This window comes from Aeromonas sp. Marseille-Q5825 (genome assembly GCF_946892685.1).
Lineage (GTDB): Bacteria > Pseudomonadota > Gammaproteobacteria > Enterobacterales > Aeromonadaceae > Aeromonas > Aeromonas rivipollensis.
In genome coordinates, this window is sequence record NZ_CAMPOU010000006.1 from 522,009 (window position 1) to 535,566 (window position 13,558).

At 64.1% G+C, this 13,558-nt stretch carries 10 protein-coding genes; 5 read left to right on the top strand and 5 right to left on the bottom strand.

All coding sequences use genetic code 11. The annotated features are described in order from the left end of the window. Positions 1 to 6 precede the first annotated feature (6 nt). Together edd and OC537_RS17455 are read right to left on the bottom strand one after the other, a co-directional pair. Entirely contained in the window at positions 7 to 1,803 is a 1,797-nt protein-coding gene (gene edd / locus OC537_RS17450; protein WP_262113107.1) for a phosphogluconate dehydratase, read from the bottom strand. A 61-nt stretch (positions 1,804 to 1,864) separates the two neighbouring features. Beyond that, a complete protein-coding gene (locus tag OC537_RS17455; RefSeq protein WP_025325364.1) occupies positions 1,865 to 2,374 on the bottom strand; it encodes a gluconokinase in 510 nt (169 codons plus the stop codon). 164 nt (positions 2,375 to 2,538) lie between these two features. Between OC537_RS17455 and OC537_RS17460 the strand changes: the two genes are divergently transcribed. The 4 genes from OC537_RS17460 to OC537_RS17475 all read left to right on the top strand — a co-directional run bounded on the left by OC537_RS17460 (position 2,539) and on the right by OC537_RS17475 (position 9,972). Continuing rightward, positions 2,539 to 3,900, top strand: coding sequence for a GntP family permease (locus tag OC537_RS17460; RefSeq protein ID WP_262113109.1), 1,362 nt, complete (start codon positions 2,539 to 2,541; stop codon positions 3,898 to 3,900). Between the two features lie 153 nt (positions 3,901 to 4,053). Beyond that, positions 4,054 to 5,403, top strand: coding sequence for a CDP-diacylglycerol--serine O-phosphatidyltransferase (gene pssA, locus OC537_RS17465; RefSeq protein ID WP_262113111.1), 1,350 nt, complete (start codon positions 4,054 to 4,056; stop codon positions 5,401 to 5,403). A gap of 177 nt (positions 5,404 to 5,580) precedes the next feature. Next, the gene (gene recG, locus OC537_RS17470; protein WP_163137749.1) at positions 5,581 to 7,650 is read left to right on the top strand and encodes an ATP-dependent DNA helicase RecG; all 2,070 of its coding nucleotides are present in this window, start codon (positions 5,581 to 5,583) and stop codon (positions 7,648 to 7,650) included. Between the two features lie 252 nt (positions 7,651 to 7,902). Next, positions 7,903 to 9,972: an AsmA-like C-terminal region-containing protein gene (locus OC537_RS17475; RefSeq protein ID WP_262113115.1), complete on the top strand. Its 2,070-nt coding sequence runs from the start codon at positions 7,903 to 7,905 to the stop codon at positions 9,970 to 9,972. 53 nt (positions 9,973 to 10,025) lie between these two features. Here the strand turns inward: OC537_RS17475 and OC537_RS17480 are convergent, their stop codons facing one another. After that, positions 10,026 to 10,934, bottom strand: coding sequence for a bifunctional GNAT family N-acetyltransferase/hotdog fold thioesterase (locus OC537_RS17480; protein ID WP_025325359.1), 909 nt, complete (start codon positions 10,932 to 10,934; stop codon positions 10,026 to 10,028). Between the two features lie 173 nt (positions 10,935 to 11,107). Between OC537_RS17480 and OC537_RS17485 the strand changes: the two genes are divergently transcribed. Continuing rightward, complete coding sequence (locus OC537_RS17485) at positions 11,108 to 11,761, top strand: spermidine synthase (RefSeq protein WP_262113118.1); 654 nt, start codon at positions 11,108 to 11,110, stop codon at positions 11,759 to 11,761. Positions 11,762 to 11,858: 97 nt separating this feature from the next. On the opposite strand, the gene dtd is transcribed toward OC537_RS17485, so the two are convergent. Together dtd and OC537_RS17500 are read right to left on the bottom strand one after the other, a co-directional pair. Further along, positions 11,859 to 12,296 (bottom strand): D-aminoacyl-tRNA deacylase, encoded by a 438-nt coding sequence (gene dtd / locus OC537_RS17490; RefSeq protein ID WP_139745014.1) that lies wholly within the window; start codon positions 12,294 to 12,296, stop codon positions 11,859 to 11,861. 264 nt (positions 12,297 to 12,560) lie between these two features. Further along, positions 12,561 to 13,433 (bottom strand): virulence factor BrkB family protein, encoded by an 873-nt coding sequence (locus OC537_RS17500; protein ID WP_025325356.1) that lies wholly within the window; start codon positions 13,431 to 13,433, stop codon positions 12,561 to 12,563. Between the last annotated feature and the right edge of the window lie 125 nt (positions 13,434 to 13,558).

Consider the following 13,558-nt stretch of genomic DNA (forward strand, 5'->3'; position numbering starts at 1 on the left):
TCTTCCTCAGTCAAAGATGGTGGCGCCGCACTCGGCGCTCGATACCGCGCGACGCATCACGCTGAACAGTTCACGGCCCCACCCCTCTTGTTCCAGGGTGAGGTCGATGTCGGCCTGGGTGCGGCCGCTCAAATCGGTCAGGCAGTCGAGGCGGCCGCTGTCGGCGTCCACCCGCAGCAGATCGCCATCGGCAAGCAGGCCTATGGCCCCGCCGTGCAGCGCTTCCGGGGTGACGTGGATGGCGGCCGGGATCTTGCCGGAGGCGCCGGAGAGGCGACCATCGGTGACCAGGGCCACCTTGTGACCCGCCTTCTGCAGGTTGCCGAGCACCGGCATCAGCTTGTGCAGCTCCGGCATGCCGTTGGCGGCCGGGCCATTGTGGCGCACCACTATGACGGCGTCCTGATTGAGCTCACCGGCCTTGTAGGCCGCCTCCACAGCATGCTGGGAGGAGAAGACCCGGGCCGGCGCTTCAATCACCCTGTATTCGGGGGCAACCGCCGAGACCTTGACCACGGCGCGGCCCAGGTTGCCACTGAGCAGCTTGGTGCCGCCTGTGGCCTGGAACACGCTGCCAGCAACGGACAGCACGCTCGGATCGGTGCTCTCCCCCACCGGCTGCCACACCAGCTTGCCCTCCACCAGCGCGGGGCGGCTGAGGTAATCCTGCATCTCGCCAAACACAGGGGTGGCATCCAGGTGGATCAGGTCCGCCTCCGCCAGACGGCGCATCAGGCCGGGCACGGCGCCCGCCTGCTCGAAGGCATTCACGTCCGCCGGGCCGTTCGGGTACATGCGCACCAGCAGCGGCACCACGTCGGAGAGATCGCTCAAGTCGTCCCAGGTCAGCTCCAGGCCGGCGGCGCGGGCCAGCGCCACCATGTGGATGCTGTGGTTGGTGCTGCCGCCTGAGGCGAGCAGGGCCACCAGGCCGTTGACCAGGGCGCGCTCGTCCAGCACCTGACTCAAGGGGCGGTAGGCCGGGGAGCCCGGGATCATGGCGCTGATGCGGCGGGCCGCCTCGCACGTGAGGGCCTGGCGCAACTCGCTGTGGGGATGCACGAAAGCAGAGCCCGGCAGCATCAGGCCCATGGCCTCGAACACCAGCTGGTTGGTATTGGCAGTGCCATAGAAGGTGCAGGTACCGGCCGAATGGTAGGCACCGCACTCCATCTTCAGCAGGGCATCGCGGCCCACTTCACCGGCGGCGTACTGCTGGCGCACCTTCACCTTCTCGTCGTTGCCTATGCCGCTCGCCATGGGGCCGGCGGGCACGAAGGCGGTGGGCAGGTGCGCATGGGAGAGGGCCCCCATGATCTGGCCCGGGGCTATCTTGTCACAGATGCCGAGCAGCAGGGTGGCGTCGAAGGTGTTGTGGGAGAGGGAAACCGCGGTGGCCTGGGCGATGAGATCCCGGGAGAACAGGGACATGTCCATCCCCGGCTGGCCCTGGGTCACGCCGTCGCACATGGCGGGCACACCGCCAGCCACCTGGGCGCTGTGGCCGAGCTCGGCCAGCGCGCCCTTGATGATGTCCGGATAGCCCTGATAGGGCTGATGGGCGCTCAGCATGTCGTTGTAGGCGGTGACTATGGCCACGTTGGCGCGGGTCATGTCGAGGATGCGCCCCTTGTCATCACAGCTGGAGGCGGCCACGGCGTGGGCCAGGTTGCCACAGGAGAGGGAGGCACGGGTCTTGCCCTGCTCGGTCTGACGCTGGATGCGGGCCAGGAAGGCCTGGCGGCGGGCGACACTGCGCTCGCGGATGCGGTTGGTCACTTCGGTGATCACGGGATGGGTCATAGGATTGTCTCCAACACGGAAATACGGACGCGATCGACAGGGGCCGGGATCGCGAAATGGCTCATTGCACCTGCGCCAGGGCGGTGACGGCGCGGTCAACCACCTGCTCGAAGGTGCCATCTATGTCGACGCGAAACACACCGGCCTCGCCATCCGGCCGCTCCAGGGTCTCGAACTGACTTTTTACCATGCCTTCCCTCATGAAGTGGCCCTTGCGTGCCCGCATCCGGTCGAGAATGAGGGACTGGCTGCCGTCCAGAAACAGGAAGTGTACCGATTCGTTGCCCTCGCGGATCTGGTCGCGGTACTGCTTCTTGAGGGCCGAGCAGACGATGACGCCCAGCTCGTTCTTCTGCTCCAGGCTGTAGGCCGCATCACGGATCCGCTCCAGCCAGGGTGCCCTGTCTTCGTCGTTGAGAGGGTTGCCGCCCGCCATCTTCTGAATGTTGGCGCGGGGGTGCAGATCATCACCGTCGATGAACTTGGCGCCCAGGGCGCTGGCCACCTTGAGGCCTATGCTGGACTTGCCACTGCCACACACACCCATCACGATAATGCTCTTGCCCGCCATTATTTGACCTCTCTCTCACTTTTCAAAAAACGTTTACCTGATGGGTTCTAAGTTAGCACGTTACCGGTAACATGTTACCGGTAACGTTGCGCAATGTGAAGTGGAGCACAGAAATGTGCAGAACAACTACTAGAACCATTTGAGGACATTTTATGGACGGAGCGATGAACACACCCGATGTCGCCTACCTGCTCTCGGTAGCCGCTGGCGCTATCGTCATGCTGCTGGTGCTGATCATGCGATTCAAGGTACATGCCTTCGTGGCATTGACCCTGGTCAGCATGCTGACGGCCCTGGCCACCGGGGTCACCTATGACCAGGTGATCCCCACCATGCTGACCGGTTTCGGCGGCACCCTGGCCTCGGTCGCGCTGCTGGTTGGCCTGGGGGCCATGATAGGCAGGATCCTGGAGATGACGGGGGGCGCCAAGGTGCTTGCCGACACCCTGATCAACCGCTTCGGCTCCCACCGCGCTCCCTTCGCGCTGGGGATCGCCTCCCTGCTGTTCGGCTTCCCGATCTTCTTCGATGCCGGCCTCATCGTCATGCTGCCCATCATCTTCAGCGTGGCCAAGCAGTTCGGCGGCTCAGTCCTCAAATATGCCCTGCCCTCCGCCGGTGCCTTCGCGGTGATGCACGCCTTCCTGCCACCCCACCCGGGCCCGGTGGCCGCCAGCGAACTGCTGGGTGCCAACATTGGGCTGCTCACCGTCGTGGGTCTGCTGGTCGCGCTGCCGACCTGGTATCTGGGTGCCTATCTGTTCGGGCTCTGGTCCGGCAAGAAGTTTGAGCTGCCCCTGCCCCCGAGCTTCACCGAGACCGCAGAGCGACTCTCCGACAAGGCGCCGAGCTTCGGCCAGGTGCTCTCCATCCTGCTGCTGCCGCTGATGCTCATCTTCATGGATACCGGCCTCAACACCCTGAGCGTCATGGGGGTGATCGACAAGGGTGCCGACTGGGTGAACGTGCTGCGCATGGTCGGCAAGACCCCGGTGGCCCTGCTCATCACAGTGCTCTATGCCCTCTGGCTGTTCCGTCAGACCCAGGGCAAGGTGCAGCTCGAGAAGTTCTGCAACGACGCCCTGGCCCCGGTCTGCGCCGTCATCCTGGTGACGGGTGCCGGTGGCATGTTCGGCGGCGTGCTGCGTGCCAGCGGCATCGGCACTGCCCTGGCGGACGTGCTCTCCGACACCGGCATGCCGGTGATCCTGGCCGCCTTCCTGGTCTCCACCGCCCTGCGGGTGGCCCAGGGCTCGGCCACCGTAGCCCTGACCACCACGGCCGCCCTGATGGCGCCGACGGTCGCGGCCACGGCCGGGTTGAGCGATCTGGATCTGACCTTCATCGTCATCGCCATCGCCGGTGGGGCGACAGTGCTCTCCCACTTCAACGACTCCGGTTTCTGGCTGGTCAGCCGCTTCCTCAACATGGACGAGAAGACCACCCTCAAGACCTGGACAGTGATGGAGACACTGCTCGGTACCATCGCCTTCCTCATCGTTGCCATGGCAAGCATCGTCTTCTAACTCCCCCATATCGGGGCCCCGTCCGGCGGCCCCGATATGGTGTTCCATCGACATTTTTACGGATTCTTGCTTGGGCCCACCGCCACAGGTTGCTAGAATTGCCTATTCATCGCCCCGAGTGGAACGCTTCATCCCGTGATTTCAGGCTTCTCTATGCATTCATCGGCACATTATCGACAGTTGCTGGCACGTTTACCCCAGATCGCGGTTGCCGCAGATCAGTTCCAGGTACTCAACAGCGCCAAAGATTTCAAGAGCCGTATCCTCTCGCTCATCGCCAACGCGACCCAGCGTATCTATCTGATCGCCCTCTACCTGCAGGATGACGAGGCGGGACGGGAAATCCTCTCCGCCCTCTACGCCGCCAAGCAGCGCAACCCCGCCCTCGACATCAAGGTCTTCGTCGACTTCCACCGCGCCCAGCGCGGCCTGATCGGTAAGGGCAAGCAGGGGGGCAACCACCTGATGTATCAGGCCATGGCCGCCCGCCATGAACACCAGATCGAGATCTACGGCGTGCCGGTCAAGGGCCGCGAGCTGCTCGGCGTCCTGCACCTCAAGGGCTTCATCTTCGACGACATCCTGCTCTACTCGGGTGCCAGCCTCAACGACATCTACCTGCATCAGCAGGAGCGCTATCGCTTCGATCGCTATCACCAGATCCACAGCCAGGCCCTGACCCGCAGCATGGTCAACTACGTGGATGACGTCTTCCTCAAGAGCGAGGCCGTGCAGCGGCTGGATCGCCCCGGCATCCCGGGCGCCAAGCAGCTCAAGGGGCAGATCCGCCGCTTCAAGCACAACCTGCGCACCAGCCAGTACCGCTTCGAGAGCATACCGGCCAACAGCCAGGAGATCGCCATCACCCCCATGGTGGGCCTGGGCAAACGCGGCAACCAGCTCAACCGGATGATCCGCAACCTGGTGCGGGCCACCGAGCGGGAGATCTTCATCTGCACCCCTTACTTCAACCCCCCCAAGGAGTTGAACAAGGACGTGGAAGCCCTGCTCAAGCGCGGCTGCAAGGTGACCATAGTGGTGGGCGACAAGACAGCCAACGACTTCTTCATCCCGCCGGAGGAGAAATTCTCCACCATAGGCGGCCTGCCCTATCTCTACGAGACCAACCTGCGCAAGTTTGCAGAGCGCAACCAGCACCACATCGACAGCGGCCGTCTCAACCTGATGCTCTGGTGCTGCGACAAGCACTCCTATCACCTCAAGGGGATCTTCGTGGACGAGGAGTGGGCCCTGCTCACCGGCAACAACCTCAATCCCCGCGCCTGGGCGCTGGATCTGGAGAACGGCCTGCTGGTCCATGACCGCCACCACCACCTGCGCGTGCGCTTCCAGGAGGAGCGCGAGAACATACTGGCTCACACCCGTCGCATCAGCCACTTCGATCAGATCGAGCAGATCAAGGATTACCCCGAGCAGGTGCGCAAGCTGCTTGCCAGGATCCACAGGGTCAGGGCCCACATCCTGCTCAAGCGGATCATCTAGGCCTTATCCGCCTCCCCTGTCTGCCCCTGCAAAGGCCTGCCGTGTTCGGCAGGCCTTTGTCCTATGTGCCCTCTCACCCAGCTTGGGGGGCCCCTGCCCCTGCAACGCGGCTTGCATCGAGACAGCAACAACCCCTATCATCTGGACATATTTACAGTGTTTTCGGGCATCTAATTGATGAAATTGGATAAAATTCCTCTCGACAGCCTCAAGGGCGTCGGCAGCAAGATGCTGGAGAAGCTCGAGCGGCTGGGGCTGGCAACGGTACAGGATCTGCTGTTCCACCTCCCCCTGCGCTACGAGGACCGCACCCAGGTGTGGCCCATCGGTGATCTGCCGCCCGGGCTGCACGGCGCCGTCGAGGGCGAGATCCAGGACACCCAGCTGGTCATGGGGCGCCGCCGCATGCTGGTGTGCCGCATCAGCGACGGCACCGGCAGCCTGACCCTGCGTTTCTTCAATTTCACCGCCGCCCAGAAGAACAGCCTGGCCCAGGGCCGGTTGATCCGCTGCTTCGGCGAGGCCCGTCCCGGCAAATACGGGCTGGAGATGGCCCACCCCGAGTACAAGCTGCTCGGCGAGGAGCAGGCCGGCCAGACCGAAGAGGCGCTCACCCCCGTCTACCCGACCACCGAAGGCTTGCGCCAGCTCAGCCTGCGCAGCCTCACGGATCAGGCGCTGGCCCAGCTCGATCTCTACGGGGTGGAGGAGCTGCTGCCCGCCGGCCTCTACCCCCAGCAGATAGACCTCGCCGCCGCCCTGCGTCTGCTGCACCGTCCGCCCCCCTCGGTGGCGCTGGCCCTGCTGGAGAGCGGCCAGCACCCGGCCCAGCAGCGACTGGTGCTGGAAGAGCTGCTGGCCCACAACCTCTCCGTCCTCAAGGTCCGCGCCCAGGCGCAGACCCAGCTGGCCCGCACCCTCAAGCCTGCACCGGCTCTGGTGGAAAAGCTGCTAAGCGCCCTGCCGTTCAAGCCGACCGGGGCCCAGAACCGGGTGGTGGCGGAGATCAGCCAGGATCTGCAACGCAGCCATCCCATGATGCGGCTGGTGCAGGGGGACGTGGGCTCAGGCAAGACGCTGGTCGCGGCCTTGGCGGCGCTGCAAGCCATAGGCAACGGCTGCCAGGTGGGGCTGATGGCGCCGACCGAACTGCTGGCCGAACAGCACGCCATCAACTTCGCCAACTGGCTGGAACCCCTCGGCATCAAGGTGGGCTGGCTGGCGGGCAAGCAGAAGGGCAAGGCGCGGGAGGAGGCGCTGGCCGCCATCGCCGACGGCAGCGTCAAGATGGTGGTGGGCACCCACGCCATCTTCCAGGAGCAGGTGGTGTTCCAGCGCCTGGCCCTGGTGATCATCGACGAACAGCACAGGTTCGGGGTGCACCAGCGCCTCGCCCTGCGCGAAAAAGGGGAGCGGGAAGGGGTCCATCCCCATCAACTGATCATGACCGCCACCCCCATTCCCCGCACCCTGGCGATGACAGCCTATGCCGACCTCGACACCTCCGTCATCGACGAGCTGCCACCCGGCCGCACTCCCATCACCACTGTCGCCCTGCCGGACAGTCGCCGTCAGGATGTGATCGAGCGGGTGAAACTCGCCTGCACCGAGGGCAAGCAGGCCTACTGGGTCTGCACCCTGATCGAGGAGTCCGAGGTGCTGGAGTGCCAGGCCGCCGAAGACACGGCCGCCGAGCTGCAAGCCAGACTGCCCGGTTTGCACATAGGCCTGGTCCATGGCCGGATGCGCCCGGTCGAGAAGCAGCGGGTGATGGAGGAGTTCAAGGCGGGCATCTTGCAATTGCTGGTCGCCACCACCGTCATCGAGGTGGGGGTTGATGTGCCTAATGCCAGCCTGATGATCATCGAGAACCCGGAGCGGCTGGGGCTGGCCCAGTTGCACCAGCTGCGCGGCCGGGTCGGCCGGGGCTCGGTGGCCTCCCATTGCGTGCTGCTCTACCATGCCCCCCTCTCCAAGACGGCCCAGAGCCGGCTCGGGGTGCTGCGGGAGACCAACGACGGCTTCCTGATCGCCCAGCGGGATCTCGAGCTGCGCGGCCCGGGGGAACTGCTCGGCACCCGCCAGACCGGGTTGGCGGATCTCAAGATCGCCGATCTGGTGCGCGATCAGTCGCTCATTCCTCAGGTGCAGAAGATGGCGCGCTTCTTGATGGACAAGCATCCGAGCCATGTCGACCCCCTGATCCGCCGCTGGCTGGGCCTGCGGGATCACTATTCCAATGCCTGACCCGGGGACATGCAGAAGATGGTCAGATTCTTGATGGACCGGCATCCGAGCCATGTCGAACCCTTGATACGGCGTTGGCTCGGTTTACGGGATCACTACTCCAATGCCTGACCGAGGCAGATGCAGAAGATGGTCAGATTCTTGATGGACCGGCATCCATGCCATGTCGAACCCCTGATCCGCCGCTGGCTCGGCCTGCGGGATCACTATTCCAACGCCTGACCCCCAACAGATCACAGGAGGAAAACACCGATGAATTCCTGGCTACGCGCCCTGCTCTATCTGTTTGCCTTCCTGCTGCTATTCGTCTGGGTCGGTCTCGGCCTGTTCGACGCCGAGCGGGCCAAGGGCCCCATCGCCAGCTGGATCAGCCAGCAGACCGGCGTGCCTGTCACCATAGGCCGGCTGGTGTTCAACCCGCTTCACCCCTACACCCTGCTGGCGGAGCAGGTGCAATACGGGGATGCGGTGCAGCTGGAGAAGATCTATCTGGAGATAGACAACATCGACTGGCTGAACCGGGACGTACGCATCGCCCACCTGGATCTCATCCGCCCCGTCATCAAGTTGCCGCTACCGAACCAGCTGCCGACCCTGCCGGTGCACTCCCTCACCATCAGCGACAGCACCATAGACAACCTGAGCCTGCTGAGCCCGGAGCTGACCCTGCGCGGCCTGAGCGCCACCCTGAGCGACTGGGAGCTGATCGATCCTAAACGCCAGCCCCAGGCCAACCTCAGCCTCGGCATCAACCAACTGGAGACGCCGCAGCTCACCCTGGCCCGCCTCAGCCTCAAGGGGCGACTGGAGGGGCAGGTGCTGAGCACCGACAAGCTGACCACCAATCTGTTCGACGGTCTGCTGGAAACCGGCATTGTGCTGAACTGGCCGGATCGCAGCCTGCAACTGCACACCTTGAAGGCCCATGGCATGCGCGTCGAACTGGGGGACATCCCCCAGGGTGAGTTCCCCCTGCGCCGCATCACCCTGGATCGGGGCCAGCTCGATCGGGTCAGCGTCAACGCCATAGAGCAGGAGCTCTCCCTCAACAACTTCAGCGGTCAGCTCACCGCCTTCGACTGGCAGGCGGGCAACCAGCCAAGCGGCTATCTCTCAGGCACCCTGTCAGATCTCGGCCGCGGCCTGTTCCAGCTGGAAGCCATCGAGGGCAAGCTCGCCTTCTCCCCCGGGCAGATCGATGCCGAGCTGCAGGGCAAGGCATACGACGGGGAGTTCAATGTCGAGCTTGCCCTCGACACCCAACAGCAAAAGCTGACCCTCAAAGACCTGGCCCTGAGCGGCATGGACATCAGCCTGCCGGAAGGGTGGTGGCAGGAGTGGCAGGGCTGGCGCCCGCAGCAGATCGACGTGCGCAAGCTGGCCTTCGACAAGCTCAAGGTGCTCTCCTTCGACGACACCCTGCCCCTCTCCCTGACCGGCTGGCAGCTCTATCTGAGCGATCTCAGCCTGAAGGGCAACCAGCCGGGCCCGCTGCTGGGCAGAGCCAGTATCGAGAGCAAGTGGTTCGAGCTGGTGTGGGACGGCTTGAGTGCCCGCAACGGCGCCCTGGACGCGGAGCTGACCCCCAGCGCCTGGCAGCTCAACAGCCTCAGCAGCGAGCTGCCGGATGAGGGCTCCCTCAGCCTGAGCGGCCAATGGGGCAAGGTGCCCGGGCAGGAGAGCCGCCTGCAACTGCAGGGCAAGCAGCTGGATCTGGAGAAGTGGGGCGAACTGCTCCATGCCCCCGTTTCGCTGGCGGGCAAGGTGGATCTGGAGACGGATCTGCAGGCAGATCTGGCCCCGCAACCGGAGCAGACCACCGGCAACTGGCGCCGCACCCTGCAGGGCAGCCTGAGCCTGGAGGCCAGGGATCCCTTCTGGGACAAGGTCGGGATAGACCCTCTGCTGGACAACTGGTTCAAGGAGGCGGCCCCGCCCACCCTGACCCCCGAGACCCTGTGGCAGGCGATGCAGCAGGGGGATACCCCCTTCTACCACATCAAGCTGAAGGCCAGGGCCGAGCAGGGCAAGCTGCAGATCGAGCAGGGCGGGGCTTCCACCATCACCCACCTGCTGGCGTTGCAGGGCGGGGTCGATCTCGCCAGCGACCAGTGGCAGCTGGATCTCGGCGTGCTGAACAAACGGCGCTGCGCCGAGCTGCTGGCGCTCTGGCGTGGCCCCCTTGAGAGCCCGGCCCTTGAATGGCGCTTCCCGACCGGGGAAGCCACTTGCGACTGGGAGACAGGCGTACGCTACCCGGCCCAGGGGCGCAGCGGCCCGCTCCGGCGACCCCAGACGCCCCCCGCCACCGCGGCGCAATGACGAACAAGGCCTCATCATGAGGCCCTGTTGCTAACGGATGTCGGACGGCGGGGTCAGTGTCCCGCCCGCTTGATGGGCAGCACCACGTACTGGCCGACAAACTCCACCGCCAGCTTGCGGCCGCTGAACAGCTGCACCCGCAGGCTGAACTTGGCGGACTCCCCGTTCTTGAGCGGCGCCAGCACGGCGGGCATCCCCTCCCGGGCGACCCTGGCCTCCGGCTCCTCGCTCACGGGTCTGTAATATTTGATGTTGCCCTCAGCCAGCACTGTATCCCCACCCAGACCGGCCTCCTTGAGTTGCAGCCAGATGAGGCCCCAGCCCGCCAGCACGCACTGACTGTAAATGCTGCCGGCGAACATGGTGTCGTGGACGTTGAGGTTGGCCGCCAGGTTGGCCTTGAGGTGGAAGGTCTGGCCATCGTAGTGGGTGATATGCACCCCCATCTTCTCGCTGATGGGGATCCCCCTCGACCAGCGGGTGGTGAGATCCTGACACCACTCGGGGCGGTACTGTATGGTCTGCAGCGGACTGATGGATTTGATCATCTGACGATGGGGAATGCGACCGAAGGAGACGGGCCCCTCACCCACCTCGAGAAAACCGCACCTACGATAGAACTCCACCGCCTCCTGGCGTGCGTTCATCACCAGCCGTTTCACCTTCTCGTCCCGGGCAAGCTGTTCGAGATCCTCCACCATGCGGGCCCCCAGCCCCTGACCGCGAAACTCCGGGCGCAGCGCCATAAAGCGGATCTGGGCCTCGTCCCCCCCGATGAAGAGGCGACCGACGGCAATGGGGGTGCCGTCTTCGGCCAGCATCAGCCGATGAATGGCGACGGTATCGTATTCGTCACGCTCGGAGCCCACGGGCAGATTGAAAGGCTTGCGCAGGAGTTCCCAGCGTAACTGGTAGTAGGCATCCAGCTCGGCTGGGGTTTGGGGGGTAACTACCCGGTACATAAAGAGATCCTTGAGTTTGCGCCGACGGGCAGATTGAAGAGCTTGCGCACCAATGCCTCCCAGCGCAGCTGGTAGTAAGAGTCCAGCTCGACTGCCGTTTGAGGAGTGACCACCCGGTACATAGCGACATCCTTGAGTTACACTGGTCGAAAGCCATCTTGCCGTGCAAATTCATGGACTTCAATCTGCAAGCGTACCAAGCCGATCACTTATTGCACCTCAGCGCCAAACCCGAACGCCGCCTCTCCATCCTGGAAAATGCCCGCCACCGCTGGCTGGAAATGGACGGCGTGGTGCAATCCGCCATGAGCCTGAGCCAGCCGGAACACCTCTGCCTGCCCCATCAACAGAGCATCGCCGAGCGGCTGCCCGCAGAGGCGAGCCGGATCCTGGAGCTGGGATTGGGAGGGGGGGATCTCACCCGCCATCTGGGAGCACGCTGGCCCGAGGCCCGCCACGACTGCGTGGATCTGGACGCCGAGATCCTCACCCTGTTCCAGCAGTTCTTCCAGGACGCCTCGCAGCGCTCCCCTAGGCTGCATCATGCGGACGCCCTGCACTTCCTGCTCCAGAGCCAGGACGCCTACGATCTGGTACTGCTGGACTTGTTCAGCCAGGACGGCAATCCCCTGCTGCTGTTCCAGGCGCCCATCTATCAGGCGCTGGCCAGATGCCTGCACGGCACCCTCATCGTCAACCTGCTGCCACGGACCCACCTCGAACTGGCGCAGGCCAAACGGCTGGCCGAGGAGTGGATAGGCCCCACCAGCGCCCACGGGGTGCCGGGTTATCGCAACGTCATACTGCACGCCACCAATCTCGCCTAGGCCTGTTGCGGGCCCTCACTCTTGCTGGCGGATCGCCGCGAGAGCCCTCGGCAGGGTGAAAAGCCAGGCATCCACGGCCTGGCGCCAGCAATGATACCTACACCTGCAGCCAGAAGGTCACGGGGCCGTCGTTGAGCAGCCTGACCTTCATGTCGGCGGCAAAACGTCCCGTCTCGGTCGGCATGCCGCCCTCCCTGGCCCGGGCAACGAAGTAGTCATAGAGCCGCTCGGCATCGCTCGGGTGGGCACCGCCGGAGAAGCTGGGTCGCATTCCCTTGCCGGTATCCGCCGCCAGAGTGAATTGGGAGACCACCAGCAGGCTGCCCCCGACCTGGCCCACGTTGAGGTTCATCTTGCCCTCTGCATCGGAGAAGATGCGATAGCCGCTCACCTTGTGCAGCAGCTTGTCGGCCTTGGCCTCATCGTCCCCCTGCTCTACCCCGAGCAGCACCAGCAACCCCTGGCCTATGGCCCCGGTCACCTCTCCCTCGACGGTCACGCTGGCCTCTGACACCCGCTGAATCAATGCAATCACATCCCTCTCCTCTCAAAACATAACGACCGCCGCCGTCGTCATGACGGGGCGGTCGTTGATGCTACCAATAAATGCCCTGCCCGGGCCAACGCCTTTCCCGCCAGGGTCGGCGCTATGTCAGGCCAGCTCCTCGTTGCCCGGTTTCTCGTATTCCCCCAGGCAGGCGGTGGTCTCCGCGCCGAGCAAGACCACCAACCAACTCAGAGTGTTTACAAAGGCCCAGACGAACAGAATGGATATCGGTGCCAACAATGAGCGGCTGACTCAGGCCAGCTCCTCGTTGCCGGGCTTCTCATACTCTCCGAGGCAGGCGGTGGTCTCCGCACCGAGCAAGACTACCAACCAACTTAGATACACCCAGACGAACAGAATGGGGATGGTCGCCAGGGCGCCGTAGATGGCCTGATAGGAGGGGAAGTTGGTGATATAGATAGAGAAGCCGCGCTTGGCCAGCTCGAACAGGGTGGCTGCCACCAGGGCGCCGATCAAGGCGTGGGTCAGCCGCACCTTGCAGTTGGGCACCACGGTATAAATAAGCAGGAAGCCGAACACCGAGAACAGGAACGGCAGGCTGCGCAGCACCAGATATCCTGCGCCAAACAGGCTGTCAGCGGCAAACAGCTTCAGCGACAGTATGTAGGAGGAGATGGCGAGGCTGGCCCCGATGAGCACGGGGCCCAGGGTCAATATCATCCAGTACATGGCGAAGGCCTGGGCCAGCGGTCGATTCTGGGTCGAACGCCAGATGTAGTTGAGGTTCTTGTCGATGGCCGAGATCAACATCAGCGCCACCACTATCAGGGCGCCTATGCCGACCGCAGTGGTGTTGGTGGCATTGGCCACGAAGCCGTCTATGTACTCCTTGAGCATCTCGCCGGCGGTGGGCACGAAGTTGTGATAGACGAACTGCTCCATCTGCTGTTTCAGGGTCTGGAACACAGGGAAGGCCGACATCATGCCGAACACCACGGCGACCATGGGCACCAGGGAGAGCAGGGTCACATAGGCCAGGTAACCGGCGGTGACCGTCAGCCTGTCCTGCTGGAAACGGCCCCAGACAAACTGGGCAAAATGGGCGCCATCGTGGCGCAAGAAGGAGACTGCGTGGGCCAGGCGGCCCCGGATTTGCTGCTGCATCTTGATTCTCGTAAGCGTCATCATGCAGATATTGTGTCAGATAGGGTGCCCATCTGACCACCCATGAGCCGATTCGCGGCCATCACCATCGACCAACCCGGAGCAAGAGGCCGCCGCGCGACCAT